General features: G+C 72.0%; 20 protein-coding genes. 9 read left to right on the forward strand and 11 right to left on the reverse strand.

All coding sequences use genetic code 11. The features are described from left to right. Positions 1-116: 116 nt before the first annotated feature. From AB0J86_RS30750 to AB0J86_RS30775, 6 genes are all read right to left on the reverse strand, one after another. Positions 117-881 (reverse strand): class I SAM-dependent methyltransferase, encoded by a 765-nt coding sequence (locus AB0J86_RS30750; protein WP_363861147.1) that lies wholly within the window; start codon positions 879-881, stop codon positions 117-119. Further along, positions 839-1333 carry a DUF6010 family protein gene (locus AB0J86_RS30755; RefSeq protein WP_363861148.1) on the reverse strand — a complete coding sequence of 165 codons (495 nt, stop codon included), beginning with the start codon at positions 1331-1333 and terminating at the stop codon, positions 839-841. Before AB0J86_RS30755 ends, AB0J86_RS30750 begins: the two co-directional genes overlap by 43 nt. 108 nt (positions 1334-1441) lie before the next feature. After that, positions 1442-3520: a molybdopterin-dependent oxidoreductase gene (locus tag AB0J86_RS30760; RefSeq protein ID WP_363861149.1), complete on the reverse strand. Its 2079-nt coding sequence runs from the start codon at positions 3518-3520 to the stop codon at positions 1442-1444. Positions 3521-3599: 79 nt separating this feature from the next. Next, positions 3600-6599, reverse strand: coding sequence for an FxSxx-COOH system tetratricopeptide repeat protein (gene fxsT, locus AB0J86_RS30765; RefSeq protein WP_363861150.1), 3000 nt, complete (start codon positions 6597-6599; stop codon positions 3600-3602). Then, a complete protein-coding gene (locus tag AB0J86_RS30770) occupies positions 6596-7039 on the reverse strand; it encodes a hypothetical protein (protein WP_363861151.1) in 444 nt (147 codons plus the stop codon). The genes fxsT and AB0J86_RS30770 overlap by 4 nt, the downstream gene beginning before the upstream one ends. Before the next feature lie 151 nt (positions 7040-7190). Continuing rightward, entirely contained in the window at positions 7191-7814 is a 624-nt protein-coding gene (locus AB0J86_RS30775) for a TetR/AcrR family transcriptional regulator (protein ID WP_363861152.1), read from the reverse strand. A 102-nt stretch (positions 7815-7916) separates the two neighbouring features. Between AB0J86_RS30775 and AB0J86_RS30780 the strand changes: the two genes are divergently transcribed. From AB0J86_RS30780 to npdG, 5 genes are all read left to right on the forward strand, one after another. Continuing rightward, positions 7917-9017, forward strand: a complete 1101-nt coding sequence (locus AB0J86_RS30780; RefSeq protein WP_363861154.1) for a medium chain dehydrogenase/reductase family protein — start codon at positions 7917-7919, stop codon at positions 9015-9017. 224 nt (positions 9018-9241) lie between these two features. Continuing rightward, entirely contained in the window at positions 9242-9445 is a 204-nt protein-coding gene (locus AB0J86_RS30785) for a hypothetical protein (protein ID WP_363861155.1), read from the forward strand. A 90-nt stretch (positions 9446-9535) separates the two neighbouring features. After that, a complete protein-coding gene (locus AB0J86_RS30790) occupies positions 9536-10183 on the forward strand; it encodes a histone H1 (RefSeq protein ID WP_363861156.1) in 648 nt (215 codons plus the stop codon). A gap of 68 nt (positions 10184-10251) precedes the next feature. After that, positions 10252-11688, forward strand: coding sequence for an RNB domain-containing ribonuclease (locus tag AB0J86_RS30795; protein WP_363861157.1), 1437 nt, complete (start codon positions 10252-10254; stop codon positions 11686-11688). A 66-nt stretch (positions 11689-11754) separates the two neighbouring features. Next, positions 11755-12453: an NADPH-dependent F420 reductase gene (npdG, locus tag AB0J86_RS30800; protein WP_363861158.1), complete on the forward strand. Its 699-nt coding sequence runs from the start codon at positions 11755-11757 to the stop codon at positions 12451-12453. A 121-nt stretch (positions 12454-12574) separates the two neighbouring features. Here the strand turns inward: npdG and panB are convergent, their stop codons facing one another. Continuing rightward, complete coding sequence (gene panB, locus AB0J86_RS30805; RefSeq protein WP_363861159.1) at positions 12575-13522, reverse strand: 3-methyl-2-oxobutanoate hydroxymethyltransferase; 948 nt, start codon at positions 13520-13522, stop codon at positions 12575-12577. A gap of 118 nt (positions 13523-13640) precedes the next feature. Continuing rightward, the gene (locus AB0J86_RS30810; RefSeq protein WP_363861160.1) at positions 13641-15410 is read right to left on the reverse strand and encodes an NAD+ synthase; all 1770 of its coding nucleotides are present in this window, start codon (positions 15408-15410) and stop codon (positions 13641-13643) included. A gap of 331 nt (positions 15411-15741) precedes the next feature. Between AB0J86_RS30810 and AB0J86_RS30815 the strand changes: the two genes are divergently transcribed. Beyond that, positions 15742-17091, forward strand: coding sequence for a glutamine synthetase family protein (locus AB0J86_RS30815; protein ID WP_363861162.1), 1350 nt, complete (start codon positions 15742-15744; stop codon positions 17089-17091). Positions 17092-17154: 63 nt separating this feature from the next. Here the strand turns inward: AB0J86_RS30815 and AB0J86_RS30820 are convergent, their stop codons facing one another. The 3 genes from AB0J86_RS30820 to AB0J86_RS30830 are packed head-to-tail and all read right to left on the reverse strand — an operon-like array spanning position 17155 to position 19114. After that, positions 17155-17850 carry an ABC transporter permease gene (locus AB0J86_RS30820; RefSeq protein ID WP_363861163.1) on the reverse strand — a complete coding sequence of 232 codons (696 nt, stop codon included), beginning with the start codon at positions 17848-17850 and terminating at the stop codon, positions 17155-17157. Then, positions 17847-18758 (reverse strand): ABC transporter ATP-binding protein, encoded by a 912-nt coding sequence (locus tag AB0J86_RS30825; RefSeq protein ID WP_363861164.1) that lies wholly within the window; start codon positions 18756-18758, stop codon positions 17847-17849. Before AB0J86_RS30825 ends, AB0J86_RS30820 begins: the two co-directional genes overlap by 4 nt. Continuing rightward, entirely contained in the window at positions 18755-19114 is a 360-nt protein-coding gene (locus AB0J86_RS30830) for a GntR family transcriptional regulator (RefSeq protein WP_363861165.1), read from the reverse strand. Before AB0J86_RS30830 ends, AB0J86_RS30825 begins: the two co-directional genes overlap by 4 nt. Positions 19115-19351: 237 nt before the next feature. Here AB0J86_RS30830 and AB0J86_RS30835 point away from each other — a divergent pair, with 237 nt between their 5' ends. The 3 genes from AB0J86_RS30835 (at position 19352) to AB0J86_RS30845 (ending at position 24082) form a co-directional block, all read left to right on the forward strand. Beyond that, the gene (locus AB0J86_RS30835) at positions 19352-22714 is read left to right on the forward strand and encodes a hypothetical protein (protein ID WP_363861166.1); all 3363 of its coding nucleotides are present in this window, start codon (positions 19352-19354) and stop codon (positions 22712-22714) included. A 172-nt stretch (positions 22715-22886) separates the two neighbouring features. Beyond that, positions 22887-23582, forward strand: coding sequence for a WYL domain-containing protein (locus tag AB0J86_RS30840; protein WP_363861167.1), 696 nt, complete (start codon positions 22887-22889; stop codon positions 23580-23582). A 116-nt stretch (positions 23583-23698) separates the two neighbouring features. After that, entirely contained in the window at positions 23699-24082 is a 384-nt protein-coding gene (locus tag AB0J86_RS30845) for a VOC family protein (RefSeq protein WP_363861168.1), read from the forward strand. Positions 24083-24494 lie beyond the last annotated feature (412 nt).

The following is a 24494-nucleotide window of genomic DNA, read 5'->3' on the forward strand; positions in this document are numbered from 1 at the left end:
CGTAACGGCTGATCCTGTCGCGGGTCGGGTCTCGGGGTCGGGGGTGTTTCTCGTTCTCGCTCCACATCTTCTTCGATGTGATCACATCGAAGAAGATGTGGAGCCGAAGAGGCGACTTACTTCCGGCGGGCCACCGTCACGATTGTTTCGCTGGTCGGCGTGTACGCGCCGCCCGCGAAGTCGCCGTACCGCTCCGACACCGTGAAGCCGGCGTCCGACAGGTACCCGTCGAGCGCCGTCGCTGAGAGGAAGCGCAGGCTCGCCCGGTCGACGCGCAGCGGGGTCCCGTCCCGGGTCGCGGTGGTCTCGGTGAAGGTGACCACGTCACCGACCTCCGCCTCGACGTGGTAGATCATGCGCAGCTCGCGCCCGTGGTGGTCGACCACGTCGTACGGTTCGTCGGGGTTCCAGCCGTCCCACTCCCGTACCAGCGGATTGCGGGTCTCGAACGCGAACGTGCCCCCGTCGACCAGCGCCGCGCGGACCGCCGCCAGCGAAGCGCGCAGCTCGTCGTCGGTGACCAGGCACTGGAACGCGTTGCTGGCCATCAGAGCGTGCGCGAACTCGCGGTCGAAGCTCATCGAGGCAGCCGTGCCGGCGACCCACTCGATGCCCGAGGCCGGGCCGGCAGGCCCGGAAGCGCCAGGCCCGGACGCATCGGTACGCGAGCGGGCGCGGGCCAGCGCCGCGGTGTCCGGGTCCACCCCGCAGAGCCGACCGGTGTGTCCCTCCCCACGCGCGCGGTGCAGCAGCATGCCCGTACCGCAGCCGACGTCCAGCACGCTCGATGCCGCCATGACGTGGCGGAGGTGGAAGTCGTCGCTCGGTCCCCAGGGGTTCAGCAGGTCGTAGAGTGCGGCCGCGTCGTCGTCGGAGTACACCGTGGCAGTATCCGCCCCGCCCCGTCCCGGCCGGTGGCGCGGGGCGCGCCGCCGGACCGCCGCGAGAACCGCGACCGGACCAGGGCGGGCAGCGAGGGTCCGCCGCACAGGCACCAGATGGCGATCACCGGGTCGCAGATGGCGCAGCCGAGCGACGAGTGCGCGTCGAACGGGACGATCGGCGCGCCCTTGAGGTGGTGCACGAGGTCCCAGCCGGTGTGCAGGAGCCAGCCGACGCCGGTCCACGCGTACGAGTCGAGGCCGCGGTAGGCGCAGTAGGTGACCGCCGCGGTGAAGGCGAACTCCCAGGGGCCGAGGGCGCCGCCGCTCAGGTAGGCGGCACCGGCGCCGGCAACCATGATCGCGTTGAACCGTCGCCGCGCGGGCTCCCGGAGCAGTGAGACGAGGAGGACGTACCCGAGACCGATGAGGAGCGCGCTGAGCACGAGCATGGAGGCGACGCTAACCACCCGGTCGCGGGCGGAGCAGTAGCCGCGGTGCCAGGTACCGACGGGATCTCGCCAGCGTCGCCAGCCGGTAACCGCGAGCCTGCGCGCGGCTCAGCGGTCTTCGCCGGTCAACAGCTCGGCCGGTACCGGCTCGACCTCCACGCGGTTGTCGTGGAAGGTCGGCGCGCCGCCCAGGTCGGCGTCGCGTACGGCGGTCACGGCGTTGACGTTGCCGCGCCCCGGGCTCAGCCGGGCCCAGTACGCCTTGTAGGTGAAGGCGACCCCCGGCCGGGTCGCGTCGTCGACGGCGACCGCCGCGAGGAACGAGCCGCGGTCGTTGCGTACCCGCACGGCGTCGCCGTCGGCCAGGCCGCGCGCCGCCGCGTCGTCCGGGTGCAGGTGCAGCCGCGGCGGACCCATCCGCCCGGAGTGCCACGGCTGCGAGGCGAAGGTGGAGTTCATGAAGAACTTCCCGGCCGGGGCGAGCAGCACCAGCGGGAAGCGTTCGGCCAGCGCCGGGTCGGTGGCCTCCGCCGGCCGGGTGTAGCCGACGAGCGGGTCGACGCCGAGCCGCGCGAGCATCGGGTCGAGCAGCCGGGCCCGCCCGTTCGGCGTGGGGAAGCCGCCCTTGGCGTACGGGGCCGAGCCGACCGCCACCCCGGTCGTGCGCGCGTACGTCCGTTCCCGCAGCTCCTCGAAGGTGACCGGGGTGCCGGCGAGCAGTTGCCGGGCCAACTCCTCGTCGCTGTCGCGCAGCCGGGGATGGTCGAGCCCCAACGCGGCGGCGATCCGGCGGAAGATCTCGGTGTTCGGCAGCGCCTCACCGGGCGCCCGGGTGGCCGGCAGGTTCAGGGTCGTGTAGTGGTGCCCGTACGACGAGATCAGGTCGAGGTGTTCGGGCTGCATGGTGGCCGGCAGCACCACGTCGGCGAAGTCGCAGGTGTCCGTCCAGCGCTGCTCCAGCACCGTGGTGAAGAGGTCGTCGCGCCGCAGGCCCGCGTGCACCCGGGTCTGGTCCGGGGCGGTCGCGGCCGGGTTGGCGTTGAAGACCACCAGCGAGGTGATCGGCGGGTCCGCCTCGCCGGTCAGCGCCGCCGCCAACCGGCTCATGTTGATCGAACGCGCGGGCGGGGCGGGCATGTCCCTCGGGCGTACGACGGGGGCCTCGTCGACCGGGTGGTGCCCGCTGGTCGAGCAGAGCGCGCCGCCGCCCGGGTACCGGAAGTCGCCGGTGACCAGCGGCAGTGCGCAGATCGCCCGGATCGCCTGCCCCGCGCCGTAGTGGCGCTGCAACCCGAGCCCGACCCGGATCGCGGTCGGGCGGGTGGTGGCGATCCGGTCGCCGAGCCGGCGTACCACCTCGACGTCCAGCCCGCACTCGGCCGCCGCCCGCTCCACCGGCCACTCGGCGAGCCGCGCCGCCAGCTCGGACCACCCGTCGGTGTGCGCCTCCAGCCACTCGCGGTCGGCCGCGCCGACGTCGAGCACGTGCCGCATCAGCCCGAGCGCGAGGGCGGCGTCGGTACCGGGCAGCGGCGCGAGGTGTTCGTCGCAGCGCGCCGCGGTGTCGGTGCGCAGCGGGTCGATCGCCACCACGTACGCGCCCCGCGCCCGGGCCTCGAGCACGAACGGCCACTGGTGCAGGTTCGTCGAGAGCAGGTTCGCGCCCCAGATCACGATCAGCCGCGCGTCGACGATCGACTCCGGTTCGAAGCCGACCGACCTGCCGTAGAGCGAGCGCAGGGCCGCGCCGGAGGCGGCGGTGCAGATCGTGGTGCGCAGCCGCGAGGCGCCCAGGTGGGCGAAGAGGCGCGGGCCCATCGTCCAGCCCTGCACGTGTCCCATGGTGCCGGCGAAGTAGTACGGCAGGATCGCCTGCGGCCCGTCCCGCTCGATGCTCGCCCGCAGCCCGGCCGCGACCCGCGCGACCGCCTCGTCCCACGTCGCGCGCCGGAACGACGACGGCCCGACCCCCTTCGGCCCCACCCGCACCATCGGGAAGACGAGCCGGTCGGGGCTGTTCACCACGTCCAGGTACCGGTTCACCTTGCCGCAGAGCGCGCCCCGGGTGAACGGGTGGTCCCGGTCGCCGCGGATCCCCACGGCCCGCCCGTCCTCGACGGTGAGCTGCCAGGTGCAGGTGTCCGGACAGTCGAGCGGGCAGGCGCCGAGGTGCGTGGTGCGGGGCATGACACGGATGCTACTCAGCCGCGGCGGCATCGGCCGGAGCGCGGAATTCGGACGGAAGCCTGGCCGAAATGTCTCCCGATTACTTCCGCCGGCCGGTGGCCTGCCGCCTGCCCCCCATGGCGCCCTTGATCGAGTTCAGGTTGCGCCCGGCCCAGTGTGTCAAGGGATGGTCGGACCCAAGCGCGGCGCGGAGCTTGCGGAAGCCCTGCTCGGCTAACTGACGTGCGGGAATTCTCTGTCCCAGATGCGCAAATTCGATCGAGAGGCGCACAGTCGATGCCGCGACATCGGGATGGTTGTCGCCGAGTAACCGTTGTTGCCTTTTCAGTACCTGCTGGTGTCTGCGTAGTGCTTCTTCGTGGTCACCTAGCCTACTGAAGACCACGGCCAGGTTACTGGCGGAGGTGAGAGTGAGGGGATGGTTGTCGCCGAGCACGTGTTGCCGCTTTTCCAGTACCTCTCGTTGTATACGCCGCGCCTCTTCGTAGTCGCCTAGCTTCACTAGGATGCTCGCCAGGTTGCTGGCGGAGCTGAGGGTGGAGGGGTGATCAGCGCCGAGTGTCCTCTTTTCCCGTTCCAACGCCTGCTCTTGCATGTGCCGTGCCTGTTCACAATCGCCGATATCGCGCAGCGCGCCAGCCAGGTTGCCCGCGGAGGTGAGGGTTAGGGGATGGTCGTCGCCGAGTGCTTGTTGCCGCTTCTCTAGTACGTGCTTGTGCATGCGGTGCGCCCGCTCGTAGTCGCCGAGGTAGGTTAGCGCGCCAGCGAGATCATTGATTACGGAAAGAGTCTCTGGATGATCTTCGCCGACCAGCGTCCGGAGCTTCTCCATCGTGTCTTCGAGCATCTTTCGTGCCTGCTCATAGCCCCGGAGTTGCATGAGTATGCCGGCGAGATTGGTGATGGCACGGAGGGTGTCGGGATGGTCTTCGCCGAGTAGGCGTTGTCGCTTCTCCAGTACTTCTTGCTGTATCAGCAGTGCTTGCTGGTAGTTGCCGAGGTCGTTGAGGCTGCTCGCCAGGTTGCTGGCGGAGGTAAGGGTGTCCGGGTGATCAGCGCCCAGTGTTCGTCGTTGGCGTTCCAGTACGTCTTTCCTCAGCCTCAGAGCTTCTTGGTAATCGCCGAGACTGCTGAGGCTGCTCGCCAGGTTATTGGTGGAGCCGAGGGTGTCGGGATGGTCTTCGCCGAGTAGGCGTTGTCGCTTCTTCAGTACTTCCTGGTGTATCACCAGTGCTTGCTGGTAGTTGCCGAGGTCGTTGAGGCTGCTCGCCAGGTTGCTGGCGGAGGTGAGGGTGTCCAGATGGTCCTCGCCGAGCACGCTTCGCCGTCGAGTCAGTACCTGCTCATCGAGCTTTCGTGCCTCCGCATGTTTGCCCTCGGTGCTGAATACGACCGCGAGGTCGCTGGCAGAGCGGAGGGTGTCGGGGTGGTCCTCGCCCAGGGTCGCGCGTTGACGAGTCAGGGTGTCCTCGACCAGTGGGCGGAGTTTGTGTAGCTCACCGAGGTCTCGGTTGGCCCAGACCAGTTCGGTCGCGGCCTTCAGGGTCTGCGGGTGATCCGCCCCGAGCGCGTCTCGCCACGTCCGGTAGAGGCGCTCCGCCAGCCGCTGCGCGGGCCGGGCGTCACCGCGCGCGATCAACATGACGATGGCCTGACAGGCCAGGCCGCGTAGCTCGGGGTTGTCGGAGTCGGCGGGGTTGGCGGCGAGCAGGTGCGGCAACAGCCGGGCCCAGCTCGGCCACGAGACGGGGTCGCGCGGGTCGCCGGGCTCTGCGACGCTCAACACGGCCTCGATCCGTGCCTGCAGCTGCGTGACGGCCGGGGGCGGCAACTGGTCACGGAGCACGGCCTGAACCAGTCGGTGTACCACGATGCCCGCCTCGGTGACCTTGGCCAGCCCGTAGTCGTTCAGCCGGCCGATGCTGCGCCGCCGTGCCAGTGGCTTGTCGATCACCGTTGCCAACGGGCGTAATCCCCAGGTGTCATCCTCCGGCGCGGCCTCGAACTGCGCAATCGTGGCCACCAGTTCCACCGGCACAGGCTCCGGCGCCAGGAACGCACACAACCGGAGGATGGCGAGCGCCGCGGGATCGACGGCGGCGAGCCGGTCTGTGCTGATCGCGATGGTGGCGGCGAGCGAACGGGGGTAGCTGACCGGGCGGCCCTCGTCGAGCAGTTCTCCGGCCTGGCTCGCCAGAGCCTGCTGGTACTCCTCGGTCGACATGCCGGTCTCCGCCAGAAACCCGGCCGCCTGCGCCAAGGCCAGCGGGAGGTCGCCAAGAGCCTCGGCGAGTTCGTCCGCCTCCGCGCGGTCGAGCATCGGATGCTGAGTCCTCAGCAACTGCACCGACTCGGTCCTGGTCAGCACTCCGACATCGAGCGCCACGGCCAACTGGGTCCAGCGCTGGTGTCGCGACGTGATGATGATGTGTCCCGGGCCGCCGGGCAGCCACCGGGCGATGTCATCGGGCGATTCGGCGTTGTCGAAGACCAGCAGCCAACGGTCCCGGCTACGCAGATGACTCTTGACCGCGCTGGCGGCCACGACGCTGTCCGCGTCGGCGGCTACGACGCCGAGGCTCGCGCCGAGCGCGCGGTACTGCTCACCGATCAGGCCGGGCTGCTCGGCGGAGATCCACCAGGCCGCGTCGTAGTCCGCTGCGTGGCGGTAGGCGTATTCGCTGGCGAGCTGCGTCTTGCCGATCCCGCCCATGCCGTGCAGCGCCTGCACCACGGCCGCGCCGCCGCTGCATAGTTGCTCGCGCAGCCGGGCGAGTTCGCTCTCCCGGCCGGCGAAGCCGGGGTTACGTGGCCCGAGGTTCCACACGGCGGGCAGCGCGCCGGGCGGCCGCTGAGCCAGGCCGTCGATCGACACCGTCTCGTCGGACGGGATCCGCTGGGCGGGCGGGGAGTTCAGGAAGACGTTCAGCTGGTTACCCGCGCCCTGGGCGCCCGTGTTGCCCTGGCCGGTGGTCCAGACCGTCTGCTCGACGCCGCGGGGCGGTACGGCCGGTGTGGCGCCGAGGGGCGTACCCGCCGGCGTCGCCGATGGGGTTGAGCCCGAACCGGTGTCGTTCATCGCCGCCCTGACGCGGGGCCGGCGCCGAAGACGTTGGTCTGCTGCCCGTGCCCCTGCACCGCCTGCTGCGCCTGGCCGAGGGCGACCGCGTGCTGCCTGACGTGACCAGCGGTATGGATGGCCGTGGCGGCGGTCACCTGCTCGACCAGGGCGCGCAGTTCCTCGGCGCTGTCCGGGTGGTCGGCCAACAGGTCCTCCAACCGTGCCGTCCAGGCCGCCCGCTGCTCCAGCTGCGCCCGTTCCCGCTGCGGTCCGGCGGCCTCCAGCGCGATCCGGGTGCGCTCCAGCCGTTCCTCGACGGCGGCGGTCCGGTCCTGGTCGCCGCGCCCAAACAGCCGGGCGAAGCCACCTTTTGCCAGCTGCCAGCCGTCTGTCGCCACCGCACCGACCAAGGCCGTGCCACCCGCGCCCGCCAGTGCCGCCAACGCCTCCGCCAGCATTCGGACCTCCAGAGTCAGCCAAGCGTCAATTTGCCGCTTCTCAGGGATACCGGATCGGCACAACCTGCGGTATCCGACGGCCGCATCGGCCGGCGCGAAGTCCGACAGCCGACAGTGGCAGTAGCCGGTTGCGGAAGTAGCACCGTTGCGTCTATGCCGGGCGGGCGGCGTCGGTCAGTTCCCGCAGGCTCGCGTCGAGTTCGCGGCGGAAGAGCAGCGCCGGGTCGAGTCGCATCGAGGCGAAGTTGCCCTCGATCTCCAGGTCGACCAGGCCGTGCAGCCGGCTCCAGAGCATCACCCCCGGCAGCGGGTCGTCCCCGGGTACGAGGTCGCCGAGCACGTCGCGTACCACGTCCATGGACTCCTGGGCCGCCCGTACCAGCTGCTCGGCGTGGGTGTCGTAGCCCGGCAGCGGCGCGGTGTAGAGCAGTCGGTAGCGGTGCGGCTGCCGCAGCGCCCAGTCGCGGTAGGCCGCGCCGACGGCGCGCAGCCGGTCGGCCGGGGCGAGGTCGCCGCCGGCGGCGGCGCGCAGCGCGGCGGCGAGGTCGTGGTACGCGTCGCGGACCAGCTCGGTGAGCAGCTCGTCGCGGTTGGCGAAGTACCGGTACAGGGCCGGCCCGGAGACGCCCAGTTCCTTGGCGATGGCGTTGACCGACAGCGCCTGCGGCCCGCCCTCGGCGAGCTGCCGTAGCGCGGTCCGCTTGACCTCGTCGCGTACCTGGGCCCGGAACCGGCCCCGGATGCCGCCCGCCGGGCCCGACGTCGTTTCGTCCACCGCTGCTCCTCGTCCGCCGGGTGTTGACAACGGAAACGATACACCCTCACGCTATAGTTACAAGCTCTAACAAATGAACGAGCATCTTAGGGGAGTGGGGACATGCGTACGACCGAGGTGGTGCTGCCGGGCGTCGGCGAGCCCGAGTCGCTGCGGGTACGGGTCCGCGACCTGCCCGAGCCGGCCCCCGGGCAGGCCCTGGTGCGGGTCGAGGCGAGCGGGGTCTCCTTCGCCGAGCAGCAGATGCGCCGGGGCAAGTACTACGACCAGCCGCCCTTTCCGTTCGTGCCCGGCTACGACCTGGTCGGCGTGGTGACCGCGCTCGGGCCCGCCGGCCCCGACGGCGGCCCGGCGGGCCGGGAAAAGAGCGCGCCGGGCCGGGCGAACGACCCGGCGGAGATCCGCGTCGGGCAGCGGGTGGCCGCCCTCACCAAGACCGGCGGCTGGGCCGAACACGTCCTGCTCGACGCCGCCGACCTGGTGCCGGTGCCCGACGGGATCGATCCGGCCGACGCGGAGACGGTCGTGGTCAACGGGGTGACGGCGTGGCGGATGCTGCACCGCGTCGCCCGGGTCCGCCCCGGCCAGACCGTGGTGGTGCTCGGCGCGAACGGCGGCGTCGGCTCGACCCTGGTGCAGCTGGCCCGGCACGCCGGCGCCCGCGTCGTCGGTACCGCCTCGGCGGCGCACCACGACCGGCTCCGCCGGCTCGGTGCCATCCCGGTCGACTACCGCACCGAGGACGTGGCCGCCCGGGTCCGCGAGCTCGCGCCCGACGGGGTGGCCGCGGTCTTCGACCACGTCGGCGGGCCCGGCATCGTCGACTCGTGGCGGATGCTCGCCCGCGGCGGCACCCTGGTCTGCTACGGCACCGCCGCCACCCGGGACGTGCCCGGCAACCCGCGCCTGCCGGTGCTCAGGCTGCTGGCCCGGCTGACCCTGTGGCACGTGCTGCCGAACGGTCGCGGCGCCACCTTCTTCAACCTGTGGGCCGGCCGCGCCCGCCACCCGCGCCGGTACCGCCAGGAGCTGCGCGCGGACCTCGGACGGGTCTTCGGGCTGCTCGCCGAGGGGGCGCTCTCCGCGCAGATCGCCGCGACGTACCCGCTGACCGAGGCCGCCGCGGCGCTTCGGCACGCCGAGTCCGGCGGTGTCGCCGGCAAGGTGCTCCTGCTGCCCGCGCCGCCGCGCGCCGACGCCTGACCGGTCCCGCCCCGGAAATTTTTCCCGGGCGTCCCGACCTGGGCGGCGAGCGTGGGGATCGGCGATTACGCTTGTGAATTCCTTGTCTCACAACGTTTTTTCTCACGCGGCCGTACTTTCCGAATTCTCCACCTGCGGAGATGGAACGGGTCTACTGTGGAGAGGCCCCCGACTTTTTGCGCGAAACGGTAGCGCGCGCTCGATTCTCGGTGCACAGTGATGCCATGAGCGACAGCGGAAGTGGTAAGCGGTACTACTGGTGCACGCGACACCACCGGGTCGAGACCGATGCGGACGTCTGTCCCGCCAAGTACGTCCTCGGCCCGTACACCTCGGCTGCCGATGCGGAGAACGCGCTGCAACGCGTGCGGGAACGCAACGAGGCATGGGACGCCGAGGACGCCCGCTGGGCCGGGGAGGAGAGCTAGACCGGCGCGGCGAGAGGTCCGCGTCGAGGAACTCCGTGGTCTCCCGCCGAGGAGAACCCCGAGAGCATGTCCCGCAAGGAGGAAACACCGATGGCCGAAGAAAGAAAGGCCACCGCCCGTCCGGCCGCCAAACGCGGCGGCACCGCCAAGACCGCGGCGGCGAGCCGGAGCACGGGTGCCCGTAAGACCACCCCGGCCCGCAAGTCCGCGACGAGCACGGCGACCGCGAAGAAGGCGCCGGCAAAGAAGGCACCCGCCAAGAAGACCACCACGGCCAAGAAGGCACCTGCGAAGAAGGCGCCGGCCAAGAAGGTCAGCGCGGCGGCCAGGAAGACCGCGTCGGCCGCCAAGAAGACGACGGCCGCCGCGGGCCGGAAGACGACCGCCGCGGCCAAGAAGACGACGGCGGCGGCGAAGGCCCCCGCCAAGAAGGCGCCGGCGAAGAAGGCACCGACCAAGAAGGCGACCGCGGCGAAGAAGACCACGGCGACCCGGCCGACCGGAACCCGGGCGACCGCGGCGAAGAAGGCCCCGGCGAAGAAGACCACGACGGCGCGTACGGCCGCCAAGAAGACCACCGGTGCGGCCGGGGCGAAGAAGGCCCCGGCCGCGCGCAAGACCGCCACCGGTCAGACGGCGGCCAAGCGCGTCACCGCGCGCAAGGCACCAGCCAAGAAGGTGGCCGCGCGACAGGCGCCGGCCAAGAAGGGCACCCGCGCCACCGCGCGCAAGGCCTGAGGCTCCACCGTCGGGGCGCCCCGGCACGCGGTCGGGCGGGCCCGGGCCCGTTGCGATAAGAATGACCCGTGGTCATCCGACGCGTCGTGGCGCCCCGCATCGACTTCAGCGCGCTGCGCCGCGAGCTGGACCTGCCGACGCAGTTCCCGCCCGCGGCGCAGCGCGAGGCCGAGCGGGCGGCCGCGGACCCACCGCGACCGCCCGCCGACCGTACCGACATCCCCTTCGTCACCATCGACCCCGCCGCCTCCCGCGACCTGGACCAGGCGATGTGCCTGCTCCGGCGCCCCGGCGGCGGCTACCGGGTGCACTACGCCATCGCCGACGTCGCCGCCCGGGTACGCCCCGGCGGTGAGCTGGAGGCGGAGACCTGGCGCCGCGGCCAGACCGTCTACCTGCCCGACGGCCGGGTCCCGCTGCACCCCGAGGTGCTCAGCGAGGACGCCGCGAGCCTGTTGCCCGGCGTCGACCGCCCGGCCGTGGTCTGGACCATCGACCTCGACGACGCCGGTGAGCGCGTCGCCGTCGGCCTGGAGCGTGCGCTGGTACGCAGCCGCGCCAAGCTCGACTACCTCGGCGCGCAGGCCGACGCCGACGCCGGCCGGTTGGCCGAACCGATCGCGCTGCTGCCGGAGGTCGGAGCGCTGCTCACCGCCCGCGGGCTCGACCGGGGCGCGATCAACCTGCCGCTGCCGGACCAGGAGGTCGAGCCCGACGGCGACGGCTGGCGACTGGTGCTGCGCCCGCCCGTGCCGATGGAGGAGCACAACGCCCAGATCTCGCTGCTCACCGGCATGGCCGCCGCCGACATCATGCTCGCCGGCCGGGTCGGCCTGCTGCGGACCATGCCCGCGCCGCACCCGGAGGCGGTGGCGCGGCTGCGCGCGGCGGCGACCGCGCTGGGCGTGCCGTGGCCGGCGGGGCAGAGCGTCGGCCGGGTGCTCGCGGGCCTCGACCCGGCCCGGCCGCGCGCGGCCGCCTTCCTCGACCAGGCGGCCGAGCTGCTGCGCGGCGCCGGGTACACCGCGTTCGACGGCGAGCTGCCGGAGATTGTCGGGCACGGCGGCGTCGGCGGCCCGTACGCGCACGTGACCGCGCCGCTGCGCCGGCTCGCCGACCGGTACGCGACCGAGGTCTGCCTGGCCCTGCACGCCGGCGCGCCGGTGCCGGAGTGGGCCCGGCAGGCGCTGCCCCGGCTGCCGGAGGTGATGGCCGACACCGACCGGGTGGCCTCCGCCGCCGCGCGGGGCGCGATCGACCTGACCGAGGCGGTGCTGCTGCGCGACCGCGTCGGCGAGGAGTTCGACGCGGCCGTGCTCGACGTGGACCCGACCCCGGCCGAGGGCGGCCGGCCCGGTCGGCCACCGGGCGGCACCGTGGCGCTCGACGAGCCGCCGGTGCGCGCCCGCTGCCAGGGCGAGCTGCCGCTCGGCGAGCGGGTGACGGTACGGCTCACCACCGCCGACCCGGCCCGCCGCACCGTCCGCTTCGAGCGGGTGACCTGAGAGGTTGCACCCACCCGGCGAGCCCGGTCCGTCGCCGCGACGGGCGGGTTTGCGAGGATGAGGACCATGGCATACGACGCGAGCGCGCTGCCCGACGTGTCCGGACTGGCCGTCGGCATCATCGGCGGTACAGGGGACCAGGGCAGGGGACTGGCCTACCGGTTCGCGCGGGCCGGACAGCGCGTCCTCATCGGCTCCCGCTCCGCCGAGCGTGCCGTGCGGTCGGCCGAGGAGATCGGCCGGCTGCCGGGCGTACCGGAGCGGGCCACCATCAGCGGTGGCGACAACGTCGAGGTGGCGACCCGCTCCGACGTGGTGATCATCGCGGTGCCCTGGGAGGGGCACGCAGAGACCGTGGCGGCGCTGCGCGAACCGCTGGCCGGCAAGGTGGTCGTCGACTGCGTCAACCCGCTCGGCTTCGACAAGCAGGGCCCGTACGCGCTCGCGGTCGAGGAGGGCAGCGCCGTACAGCAGGCGGCCGCGCTGCTGCCCGAGTCGCGGGTCTGCGCGGCGTTCAACCACGTCAGCGCGCCGCTGCTGGCCGACCCCGAGGTGAGCCGGATCGAGCTGGACGTGCTGATCTGCACCGAGGACCGGGAGGTGGTCGGCGTCGTCGCCGCGCTGGCCGCCCGGATTCCCGGCATGCGCGGGATCTACGCCGGTCGGCTGCGCAACGCCCATCAGATCGAGGCGTTCACCGCCAACCTCATCGCCATCAACAAGCGCTACAAGTCGCACGCCGGCATCCGGGTCACCGACGTCTGAGCTGGTAGCGGTGAGGGTGGGGCCCGCCGTGCCCGGCGAATCCCGTCAGGCTTGATGTCTTCGCCACGCACGGCGGGCCCCACCTACCGAGTTCCGGCCGATCAGCGGGCCGGTATGCGGGTCAGAAGGTGTGCTCGGCGGCGGGGAACTCGCCCCCACGCACCTCGTCGGCGAAGCGCCGGGTCGCCTCGGTCAGCACCCCGGACAGGTCGGCGTACCGCTTGACGAAGCGCGGCATCCGCCCGCCCCGCAGCCCGGCCATGTCCTGCCAGACGAGCACCTGCGCGTCGGTGTCGGGGCCCGCCCCGATCCCGACGGTGGGGATGGGCAGCTCGGCGGTGATCCGCTTGGCCACCTCGCCCGGCACCATCTCCAGCACCACCGAGAACGCGCCCGCCTCGGCCACCGCGCGCGCATCGGCGAGAACCTGCTCGGCCGCGTCGCCCCGGCCCTGGACGCGGTACCCGCCGATGGCGTGCTCGCTCTGCGGCGTGAAGCCGATGTGCGCCATCACCGGGATCCCGGCACCGGTGATGGCGGCGATCTGGTCGGCCACGCGGCGCCCGCCCTCCAGCTTCACCGCGTGGCAGCCGCCCTCCTTCATGAACCGTACGGCGCTGCGCAGCGCCTGCGTCGGGCCCTCCTCGTACGAGCCGAACGGCAGGTCCGCGACGACCAGCGCGTGCCGGGTGGCCCGGACCACGGCGCGGACCAGGGGGAGCAGTTCGTCCACGGTCACCGGGACGGTCGTCTCGTAACCGAAGACGTTGTTGGCGGCCGAGTCGCCGACCAGCAGCACGGGTATCCCGGCCTCGTCGAAGATCGAGGCGGTGTACTGGTCGTACGAGGTGAGCATCGGCCACCGCTCGCCGCGCTCCTTGGCGGCGGCGAGGTCGCGGGTGCGTACCCGCCGGTTGGCGGTCGTACCGTAGAGCGTCGGTATCTCGGCCGGCGCGGTCCGGCCGGCGGCGGGGGCCGCTTCCGTTCCGCCGCCCGCCGCCGTTGCGTCGCCCGCCGCCGCCGGTCGTTCGCCGGCCGTCGGGCCGGCAGGGTCCTGCCACGTGTCCATGGCGTCTCCTCTCGCCTCGAGGCCGCCCTCGCGGTCCCCGGGTCTCCGCCGATGGTCGCACCGGACGAATCCGCATCGGCAGGGCGCAGTGGAGGATTTCACAGGGAAGGAAGCGCCCTTAGATCCCGCGCTCCCGCCACCGGTTGGTGATCGGCAGCCGACGGTCCCGCCCGAACGCCTTGATCGAGATCTTCGTACCGGGCGCGGACTGCCGCCGCTTGTACTCGGCCAGGTCGACCATGCGCAGCACCCGGTCCACCACCTCCGGGTCGTGGCCGGCCTGGATCAGCCCCTCCCGACCGAGGTCGCCGTCGACGTAGCCGATCAGGATCGCGTCCAGCACCGAGTAGTCGGGCAGCGTGTCGGTGTCGAGCTGGCCGGGGCTCAGCTCGGCGCTCGGCGGCTTGCCGATCGAGTTGTCCGGGATCGGCCCCTCGCCGCCGCCGGTGGCCGCCGGCGAGACCCGCCACCGGGCCAGCTTCCAGACCAGCGTCTTCCAGACGTCCTTGAGTGGGTTGAACCCGCCGACCGAGTCGCCGTAGAGGGTGGAGTAGCCGACCGCCAGCTCGCTCTTGTTGCCGGTGGTGAGGACGAGGTGCCCCTCCTGGTTCGACAGGGCCATCAGCAGCACCCCGCGCACCCGCGCCTGGAGGTTCTCCACCGCGGTGCCCGAGAGCGACAGGTTGGCCAGGAAGCTGTCCACCATCGGCTGGATCGGCTCGACCCGGAAGTCCAACCCCGTGCGCTTGGCCAGCTCGGCCGCGTCCTCCCGGGAGTGCTCCGAGGAGTACTGGCTCGGCATCGAGACGCCGGTGACCCGGTCCGGGCCGAGCGCGTCGACCGCGATGGCGGCGGCGAGGGCCGAGTCGATTCCGCCGGAGAGCCCCAGCACGACCGACGGGAAGCCGTTCTTGTTCACGTAGTCGCGCAGCCCCAGCACCAGCGCCTGCCAGACCTCGGCCTCGTCGGAGAGCCGTTCGGCGTGGCCGCCCACGGCCGGCTCCCCGGCCGGCGCGGGCAGCTCGTCGCTGACGTGCACCCGGGCCACCCGCATGCCGTCCCGGCCGAGCCCGGTCTCCTCGGCGGGCTGCCCGGGGGCGGCGGCCGGCAGCGCCACGTCGTGCAGGAGCAGGTGCTCGGTGAACTGCGGCGCCCGGGTGAGCAGCGTCCCGTCCGCCTCCACGATCATCGAGTCACCGTCGAAGACCAGCTCGTCCTGGCCGCCGTACATGTTCACGTAGGCCACGGTGGCGCCCGCCTCGGCCGCGCGGCGGCGGACCAGCGGCAGGCGGATGTCGTCCTTGTTCCGCTCGTACGGCGAGCCGTTGACGTTGACGACCAGGCCGACGCCGGCCTGACGGGCGGCCGCGAAGGGGCCGCCGGCCTGCCAGAGGTCCTCGCAGATGGTCAGCGCGACGTCGACGCCGCCGATGCGGACCACGGTGAGGGTGTCTCCGGAGACGAAGTAGCGGTCCTCGTCGAAGACGCCGTAGTTCGGCAGGTGGTGCTTGAAGTACCGGGCCGCCACCCGCCCGCCGTGCAGTACCGCCAGGGCGTTGCGCGGCCCGCGTCCCGGTACGGCGTCGGCGCTGGTCATCGGCGGACCGTCGGCGTCGAGGTAGCCGACCAGCACGGCGGTGTCGGCGAGACCGTCGCCGGCGAGGTCGGCCGCGAGCCGGTCCAGCGCGGTCCGGGACGCGGTCACGAAGGACTCCCGGAAGACCAGGTCCTCCACCGGGTAGCCGGTCAGCATCATCTCGGGGAAGGCGACGAGCTGCGCGCCCCGGTCGGCGGCGGTACGGCTGTGCCCCCGGATCAGGTCGGCGTTACCGGCGAGGTCGCCGACGGTCGGGTTGACCTGGGCGAGAGCGATACGCAAGGTCGGCATGTCTCCATCTTGCCGCACCCGCGGGGAGTCCTCAGCGTTGATCACCCGGGCCGGCCGCCGGCCGGGGCCGGGCACGACGCCGGGGCCGGGACCGCGCGGGGAGCGGGGACCGGGCGGGCAGCGAGGGCGGGGCCGGGCGCGGAGTGGGCCGGAAGGTCGCTTCGCGGATCTTCTCGGTCCAACCGGTACGAAGCGGACACTGGGCGACGCCCCCGCACTCCGTCGAACCTCATGTTCCCGTAACGTCTGTGTAACGAGGCCAATGAACACTGGACCGCCAAGACCATGCTTCGGTCCGGCGGGTACGAGCAAGGTATCGCGAGGGGTTTACGTGGACCGTCAGCAGGAGTTCGTGCTCCGTACGTTGGAAGAGCGGGACATCCGGTTCGTCCGGTTGTGGTTCACCGACGTCCTCGGCACGCTCAAGAGCGTGTCGGTCGCCCCGGCCGAGTTGGAGTCCGCGTTCGACGAGGGCATCGGCTTCGACGGTTCGGCCATCGAGGGCTTCGCCCGGGTCTTCGAATCCGACATGGTGGCGATGCCCGACCCGACCACCTTCCAGGTCTTTCCGTTCGAGGGTGGGGTCAGCGGCGAGAGCGCCCGGATGTTCTGCGACATCCTGCTGCCGGACGGCAGCCCGTCCTGGGCGGATCCGCGGCACGTGCTGCGCCGGGCGCTGTCGAAGGCGGCCGAGAAGGGCTTCACCTTCTACACCCACCCGGAGATCGAGTTCTTCCTGCTGGAGAACGGCCCCAACGACGGTTCGCCGCCGATACCGGTCGACACCGGCAACTACTTCGAGCACACCACCCACGCCGTGGCGCGCGACTTCCGCCGCCAGGCCGTGCTGGCGCTGGAGCGGATCGGCATCTCGGTGGAGTTCAGCCACCACGAGGTGGCCCCCGGGCAGCAGGAGATCGACCTGCGCTACGCCGACGCGCTCACCACCGCCGACAACATCATGACCTTCCGGCATGTGATCAAGGAGGTCGCGCTCTCCACCGGCGTGCGGGCGAGCTTCATGCCCAAGCCCTTCACCGACCAGCCCGGCAGCGGCATGCACACCCACCTCTCCCTCTTCGAGGGCGAGCGCAACGCGTTCCACGACGCCAGCGACCCGAGCAAGCTCTCCAAGGTCGCCCGGGCCTTCATCGCCGGGCTGCTCACCCACGCCCGCGAGTACACCGCGGTGACCAACCAGTGGGTCAACTCGTACAAGCGGCTCTTCCCGCAGGCGCTGCCCGACCGGATCACCGAGTCCCCGGCGTACGTCTGCTGGGGGCACCTGAACCGGTCCGCGCTGGTCCGCGTTCCCGCGTACGGCAAGCCGAACTCGGCCCGGGTGGAGGTGCGCTCGCTCGACTCGGCCACCAACCCGTACCTGGCCTTCGCCGTGCTGCTCGGCGCCGGGCTCAAGGGGATCGAGGAGGGCTACGAGCTGCCGCCGGGGGCCGAGGACGACGTCTGGTCGCTCTCCAACGCCGAGCGCAAGGCCCTCGGGTACGAGCCGCTGCCGGAGAACCTCGCCGAGGCGATCGACGTGATGGCCGGCTCGGAGCTGATCGCCGAGGTGCTCGGCGAGCACGTCTTCGACTACTTCCTGCGCAACAAGCGGGCCGAGTGGGAGCAGTACCGCCGCGAGGTCACGCCGTACGAGCGCCAGCGCTATCTGGCGCTGTAGCTCCGCGCTCGCGCGGCGCGGTCCGGCGCGGGCTCGTCGCCCGCGCCGGACGCGTCACCCCGGTCAAGCGGTGGCCCGGCGGATGGTGAGGTAGCCGATCCCGGCCAGGACCAGGGTGAGCGGCACCGGCCAGCCGGCGAAGAGGGTCAGGGCGGACTGGTCGGCGAACCAGTGACCGATCGCCGCCCAGTGCCGCTGCCAGCTCACCCAGGCGATCGCGCCGCCGCCGAGCACGATGGTGGCGAACCCGAGCACGAAGAGCCCGTTGACGCCCCAGCGCTTGAAGACCAGGGCCGAGCACATCCCGATCGCGCCGAGGACGGTGAACGGCACCGCGTAGATCAGGATCTGGGCGACCGGGTTGTCGTCGACCAGGAACGGCAGCGCGAAGAAGCGCAGCGAGAGGCCCCAGCCGCCGGTGGCGGCTTCGAGCAGCCGGCAGAGGTAGAGCAGCACGCCGTAGAGCAGGGACTCGGCGACGAGCAGCAGCAGGGTCGCCGCGTAGAAGGCCCGCCTGGTCACGCCGAGGCCGAGCGCGAACGGGAAGAACTGCGTGATCACCTGGCCGTACCCGACGAGCAGGACGATGTAGATGCTCATCACCGCGCCGGTCGACTGGGGCTGGTCGGTCGTGTCGGCGATGGACCAGAAGATGGCTAGGTTGGCCAGGAAGCTCGCCATGAGGATGCCCCACGGCCAGCCCAGGGTGACCGGCCAGTTGACCAACTGCATGCGGGTGACGGCGAGGACCCGGTTCATCGGGCGCCCTCCTTGACGGTCGCACCGCTGTCGCGGCCGCTGCCTCGGGTGGTCATCCGGACCATCAGCTCCTGCAGGGAGACGGGGGTGAGTTCCAGGCCCAGCGACGCGGCGCGGTCGCGCTCGGCCGCGTCCAGGGGGCGGCGTACGGTGACCCGCGCCATGTTGCCGAGCTGCTCGCGGTGCAGCTGCTCGCCGGTACCGGCCAACCGGTCCACGCTCGCGGCCGGCCCGGAGACCGTGACGTACTCGGTACGCAGGCTCTCGGCGCTCTGGTCGAGCAGCAGGCGGCCCCGGTCGATCAGCAGTACCCGTTCGATCAGGTTGCTGACCTCGTCGATGAGGTGCGTGGAGAGCACCACGGTGCGGGGGTGCTCGGCGTAGTCGGTGATCAGGCGGTCGTAGAAGATGTGCCGGGCGGCGGCGTCCAGGCCGAGGTAGGGCTCGTCGAAGAGGGTCAGCGGCGCCCGCGAGGCGAGGCCGATGGTGACCCCGAGCGCCGAGAGCATGCCCCGGGAGAGCTTGCGTACCGAGCGCCGCAGCGGGAGCTGAAAGTCCTCGACCAGCTCGGCGGCGAACGCCTCGTCCCAGTTGGCGAAGAGCAGCCGGGCCGCCTCCAGCGCGTGCCGTACGGCGAACGCCTGCGGGTAGGTCTGGCTCTCCTTGATGAAGCAGATCCGGTCGAGCACCTGCGCGTTCTCGTACGGGCGCTGCCCGAAGACGGTCAGCCGGCCGGCGGTGGCGAAGTGCTGGCCGGTCAGGAGCTGCATCAGCGTGGTCTTGCCGGCGCCGTTGCGGCCGAGCAGGCCGTGGATGGTGTTGTCGGTGAGCTCGAAGCTCACGTTGTCGAGGGCCGTGACGCGGCCGAACCGCTTGGTCACGCCCTCGGCGCTGACGACCGGGCTCACCGCTCCTCCTCCCCGGAGTCGAGCATCGACTTGATCTCCTGGACCTCGATGCCGAGCTTGCGCGCCTCGGCGAGCAGCGGCTGGACGTACTGCTGGGCGAACTCCTTGCGCCGGCGGTCCCGCAGCCTCGCGCGGGCCCCGGTGGAGACGAACATCCCGATGCCTCGTTTCTTGTACAAAATGCCGTCGTCGACGAGCTGGTTGACGCCCTTCGCGGCGGTGGCGGGATTGATCCGGTGGAACGCGGCCAGCTCGTTGGTCGAGGGGACCTGCCCCTCCTCCGGGATGCTGCCGTCGATGATCGCGTTGGCCAGAAGCTCCGCGACCTGCAGGAAGATCGGCCGACCCTCCTCCATCACGCGCCCCCGGCCAGGTCACGGCCGGGTGGGCCGGACATCGGGTCGCCGGGGTGGCCGCGGCTCACTGGTTCATTACTCATGTGATTAACCATGTAGCCGATGAACCAGGAAGTCAAGGGTGATGCCGGCGGCAGTCGCCCAACCGACATCCGTCCGGGCGCGCGCGGCCCTGGCCTGATCCGCCGTCAGCCGGCATGCTGAGCGCTCGGGTCGACAGTGGAGGGAGCCGCGAGCGTGGCCAAGGGGCTCGGTTACGGCGACGCGGTGCGCCTGCTCGGGGGCGAGAAGAGCAAGATCGTCGGACTGCTGGACACGCTCGTCGGGGGCGCCATGCTGGCCGCCGCCGGGCCGGTACCCGGCGTGCTGGGCTGGTTCGACGCCAAGGCCGAGCTGACCCGGGTGAGCCAGGAACTCGTCCGCGGCGCGGCCGAGCGGCGCAACGGGCTGTCCCGGTACGGCCGCACCGAGCGCCTCGAAGCCGCGCACGCGGTCATCGTGGTGGTCGCCTTCTTCGATGCGCTCGACGACGTCGACCTGCCGGTCCCCGCCGAGGAATGGGAGCTGACCGAGGCGGAACAGCTCCAACTCGCCGGGTCCCGCACCGAACGGCGGTACGTCATCTCGCAGCTGTTCGGCACGGACACCCCACTGCCCGGCCCCGGCCGGCCCCGCGCGGGGTTCCGCGACGAGCTGCGCCAGTACTACCGGAACTTCGCCGTCCGGCTGGGAAACTTCCTGGTCGGGCTCGTCGTCTGGGAGCGGCTCGACCCGACCGCGCGGGACCGCCTCCTCGACCTCCTGCACGACCCGGTGCCGGAGTTGGCGGTGCGGCGGTACGAGGGACTGTTCCGGCGGCTCGCCACCGACTTTCCCGAGGTGGCGTTCTGGGCCGGGCTGGGCGAGCACGAGGCGACCCGGGCCGACGTACGGGAACTCGGCGTCGCGCTCGCCGGGCTCGAACGGATGCTGCGGGAGATCTCCGTCGGGGCCGCGCCCGACGAGCGGCGGTCCGCGCTGGCCCGGGCCTACAAGGCCGCGCTGGGCCGGCCGATCGTCGAGTCCGGCGACGTACCGGCCGGACTGCGGGTCCCCACCCTCGGCGACGGGTACGTCCCGCCGCTGTGCCGCATCGCCCCGCTCGACGCCGGCGCCCGCCCGAGCGACGAGTCCTGGTGGGCCCTGCCCGAGGTGCGCGACGACCTGCCGGACTTCCTCACCGGCTACCTGACCTCCTCCGAGGCCACCCGGGCGCCGCTGCTGGTGCTCGGCCAGCCCGGCTCCGGCAAGTCCGTGCTCACCCGCGTGCTCGCCGGCCGGCTGCCCGCCACCGACTTCCTTCCCGTCCGGGTGGTGCTGCGCGACGTACCCGCCGCCGCCGACCTCCAGGAGCAGATCGAGTACGCGATCCGCGCCGACACCGGCGAACGGCTCGACTGGCCCGCCCTGGCCCGCTCGGCCGGCGACGCGCTGCCGGTGGTGCTGCTCGACGGCTTCGACGAGCTGTTGCAGGCGACCGGGGTCAGCCAGAGCGACTACCTGCTCAAGGTGGCCGCCTTCCAGCGCCGCGAGGCGGACCAGGGCCGGCCGGTGGTGGTCGTGGTGACCAGCCGCACCAGCGTCGCCGACCGGGCCCAGCCGCCCGAGGGCACCGTCGCGCTGCGGCTCGAACCCTTCGACGAGCAGCGCGTCACCGCCTGGCTGGAGATCTGGAACGACGCCAACGCCGCGCACTTCGCCGAACGGGGCGTACGCCCGCTCGATCCGGCGACCGTGCTGGCCCGCCGGGAACTGGCCGAGCAGCCGCTGCTGCTGCTGATGCTGGCGCTCTACGACGCCGACGGCAACGCGCTGCGCGCCGCCGGCGAGCTGCGCCGCGACGAGCTGTACGAACGCCTGCTGCGCAGCTTCGCCCGGCGCGAGGTGGCCAAGCTCGGCTCGGCGCTGCCCCCGCGCGAGTTGGACCTCGCCATCGAGAGCGAGCTGCGGCGGCTCTCCGTGGTGGCCTGCGCGATGTTCAACCGGGGCGTGCAGTGGGTCGCCGAGCACGACCTGGAGGCGGACCTGGCCGCACTGCCGGTGCTGGCCGGCGGACCCCGGTCGGCCGCACCGGGCGACACCGGCCTGCGCGCCCCGCTGCGCCCGGCCGAGATCGTGCTCGGCCGCTTCTTCTTCGTGCACCGCTCGCAGGCCTCCCGCGACGACACCCGGCTGGAGACGTACGAGTTCCTGCACGCCACCTTCGGCGAGTACCTGGTCGCCCGGCTGGTCTGGCTGGTGCTGCGGGACATCGCCGCCCGCGAGGCCGCCGCCACGATGACGCTCGGCGGCGGCGGTCCCGTCGACGACGACCTGCTGCACGCGCTGCTCTCGTACGCCGTGCTGAGCGGTCGCGCCCCGATCGTCGCCTTCCTCGGCGAGCTGATGTCGACGGCGGGCGACGAGGAGCGGGAGGCGTACGCCGACCTGCTGGTCCGGCTCTTCCGGGTCGCGCACCAGGGGCGGCCGGGGCGGCGCTTCGACTCGTACCAGCCGCGCGGGCTGCCCGTACCGGCCCGGCACGCCGTCTACGGCGCCAACCTGGTGCTGCTGGCGGTCTGCGCCGCCGGGCGGCTCACCGGCCGCCGGCTCTACCCGGACCGCAACGTGGTGCCGAGCTGGTACCGGGAGACCATGCTCTGGCAGTCGCAGCTGGGCAGCCAGGACTGGAACAGCATCGTCGACATCCTCGAACTGGAGCGCCTGCGCCACCCCGACGGCGAACGCGACATCGCCCTCACCCTCGCGGTCGGCGACGCCCCGCCCGTCGACCCGCTGTGGACTTTTGACATGCCGGTCGGCCCGCCGTGGCCGGGCCAGAGATCTGCAGACACGTCCTCGACCGCAGAGTATTTTGTGAAGCCGAACCAGTCCTTCGAGCGGCTGAGCAGGGCCGCGTACCTGCGGTGCTCCCTCGGCGACGACGTGCTGGTGCACGCCTTGGAACCGCTGGCCGAGGCGCTGCCTTATGCGATCAGCGAGTTCCGACCTGGCCGGTATCGGGGCTGGTCAGTGGCACACGGGGTGCTCACAATGCTGGTCCTCCCGCTGCTGCCGCTGCCGAACCAACAGCGGGAAGATGCCTACCTGAGCTGCGCTGACCTCGTCTGGTCAGACGGTGAAGGGAGCATTACGCGGATGCTGATTGATCGACTTGCTACCGATCCGGAGACGCCGACGGAGCTAGCAGCGAAGATCCTCAGCCAACTCCTGACGGTCTCCGTGCATGGGGCCGAACTATATGATCGATTCATCGCCTGCGCGCTAACCTTCCTCAGGCCTGGTGAACCCGCTACTTCCGAAATTGCCGGGCTCCTGCGAGATGTGCTGGTGGCGAACAGGTTTCAGGACAAGACTCTGGCTGCCGAGGCCGTTGTCCGTCTCGTCGAACTGCGTCTGATCAGCAATCTCGATTGGGTGCCCGAGGCACTGTTCGACTTCGTTGAGGAGCGGCTGGAGTTGCGGGCGCGGGTCGAGCGAATGCTGGGACCGCTGGAGCGCACTATCGCCGGGAAACAGGGGCCTCCCGCAGCGGACGAGGCCACTATCTCCGGGCAGTAGCGCGGTCTCCCCGCCCTCGGTCCACGCGGATACAGAGAAAGAGTGGCTATCCGGCGCGCGGTAGCCACTCTTTCTCTGTATTTGCGCGTTGCGGCGGCCGACAACCGGGCGCCGGGGCGGGCGGCGTCGCGCGCGGGCGGGATGTCGTACCCGGGGCCTAGCGTGCGGGGCCGTGAACCGTACCGATCGGTTGTATGCCCTGGTCGAGGAGTTGCGGGCGGTGGCTCCCCGGCCGCGCAGCGCCACCTGGTTGGCGCGGCGCTTCGAGGTCAGCACCCGCACCGTCGAGCGGGACCTCAGCGCGTTGCAGCAGTCCGGCGTACCGATCTACGCCGAGCCGGGGCGTACCGGCGGCTACGCCATCGACCGGTCCCGCAGCCTGCCGCCGGTGAACTTCACCGCCGCCGAGGCGGTCGCGATGGCGGTGGCGCTGCACCGGCTCGCCGGTACGCCGTTCCACCAGGCCGCCAGCACCGCGCTGCGCAAGCTCCTCGCGGTCATGCCCGAGGCGGACGCCGTGGCGGCACGTCGGATCGCCGGCCGGGTCCGGCTGATCGGGGCCGGACCGACCACGCCGATCCCGGCGCTGCTCGCCGACGCGCTGCTCGTCGGCCGGGTGCTGCGCATCGGGTACGCCGACCGGGGCGGCGCCACGAGCACGCGCGAGATCGAGCCGTTGGGCTACATCGGCTCGCCCACCCACTGGTACCTGCACGCCTGGTGCCGCCTGCGTGCCGCGCCGCGCGCCTTCCGGACCGACCGGATCCGTACGGTGACCGCGCTGGCCGAGCCCGCCCCGGTCCGCGAGCTGCGCCCCGGCGACATCGACATCCCCGCCGACCAGCTGACCCAGCTCCACCTCGGCTGAGCGCGTCCCGGCCGCACCCGATCGCCGGCGAAACACCGACAGCGGGTTGTCGCCGTGCGCGGCGAGGCTCTTGGCCGAGGCGCCGGTCGGGGGACCGGCCCGGAAGGGGATGCGTCATGTCCACGATGACCAACGGCATCGGCTGGTTCGAGATCGGTACGGAGGACCCGGCCGCCGCGGAGCGGTTCTACGGGGAACTGTTCGGCTGGACCTTCGCCGCCGACACCGAGGGCGACGACAGTTCGTACCGGATGATCACCACTCCGGCCGAGGGCGGCATCGGCGGCGGGATCCTTCCGACCGGCGGGAAGATGCCGGGCTACGCGGTCTTCTACGTGGTGGTGGACGACGTGTCGGAGACCTGCCGGCGGGCGGAGGCGGCCGGCGGCAAGGTGCTGGTACCGCCGCAGGACAACGGCCAACTGGTCTTCGCGCACCTGCTCGACCCGGCCGGGAACCACTTCGCGGTCTACGTCCCGCCCGCCGGCCAGGACGCCTGACCCGGGCGGGGGCGCGCACGGCGACGCCGCCGGCCCCGGTAAGAACGGGAACCGGCGGCGACTCCGCGCGTCACTTCGTCCGGGCGTGCTGCCACTGGGCGGCGAGGGTCTGGACCGCCTTGGTGACGGCGTCCGCCTCGGCCTGGGTGAGCTTGCCGTCCTTGACGGCCTGGTCGAGACGCTGCTTGAGCTGGGCGGTGCGGTCGGTCTTCGTACCGGCGTCGGGCTTGTGGTCGGCCCGGTGCTGGTCGCGCAGCTTCTGCAGGGCGGCGGTGACCTTGTCCTGGCTCACGCCGAGTTCCTTGGCGAGCGCGGCGGCGAACCCGGACCGGTCCGCGTCGCGCCGCTGACCGTGGTCGCGCCACTGCCCGTGCCCGGCCCACCGACCGGACCTGTCCTGCGCGCTGCCCCG

Source organism: Micromonospora sp. NPDC049559, assembly GCF_040676675.1.
Lineage (GTDB): Bacteria > Actinomycetota > Actinomycetes > Mycobacteriales > Micromonosporaceae > JBFAPK01.

Bases quoted from the DNA above. Each gene is read 5' to 3' on its own strand.
- AB0J86_RS30755 (WP_363861148.1), bottom strand. From the start codon at position 1,333: ATGCTCGTGCTCAGCGCGCTCCTCATCGGTCTCGGGTACGTCCTCCTC.
- AB0J86_RS30760 (WP_363861149.1), bottom strand. From the start codon at position 3,520: ATGCCCCGCACCACGCACCTCGGCGCCTGCCCGCTCGACTGTCCGGAC.
- fxsT (WP_363861150.1), bottom strand. From the start codon at position 6,599: ATGAACGACACCGGTTCGGGCTCAACCCCATCGGCGACGCCGGCGGGT.
- AB0J86_RS30770 (WP_363861151.1), bottom strand. From the start codon at position 7,039: ATGCTGGCGGAGGCGTTGGCGGCACTGGCGGGCGCGGGTGGCACGGCC.
- AB0J86_RS30780 (WP_363861154.1), top strand. From the start codon at position 7,917: ATGCGTACGACCGAGGTGGTGCTGCCGGGCGTCGGCGAGCCCGAGTCG.
- AB0J86_RS30785 (WP_363861155.1), top strand. From the start codon at position 9,242: ATGAGCGACAGCGGAAGTGGTAAGCGGTACTACTGGTGCACGCGACAC.
- AB0J86_RS30790 (WP_363861156.1), top strand. From the start codon at position 9,536: ATGGCCGAAGAAAGAAAGGCCACCGCCCGTCCGGCCGCCAAACGCGGC.
- npdG (WP_363861158.1), top strand. From the start codon at position 11,755: ATGGCATACGACGCGAGCGCGCTGCCCGACGTGTCCGGACTGGCCGTC.
- panB (WP_363861159.1), bottom strand. From the start codon at position 13,522: ATGGACACGTGGCAGGACCCTGCCGGCCCGACGGCCGGCGAACGACCG.
- AB0J86_RS30810 (WP_363861160.1), bottom strand. From the start codon at position 15,410: ATGCCGACCTTGCGTATCGCTCTCGCCCAGGTCAACCCGACCGTCGGC.
- AB0J86_RS30820 (WP_363861163.1), bottom strand. From the start codon at position 17,850: ATGAACCGGGTCCTCGCCGTCACCCGCATGCAGTTGGTCAACTGGCCG.
- AB0J86_RS30830 (WP_363861165.1), bottom strand. From the start codon at position 19,114: ATGGAGGAGGGTCGGCCGATCTTCCTGCAGGTCGCGGAGCTTCTGGCC.
- AB0J86_RS30845 (WP_363861168.1), top strand. From the start codon at position 23,699: ATGTCCACGATGACCAACGGCATCGGCTGGTTCGAGATCGGTACGGAG.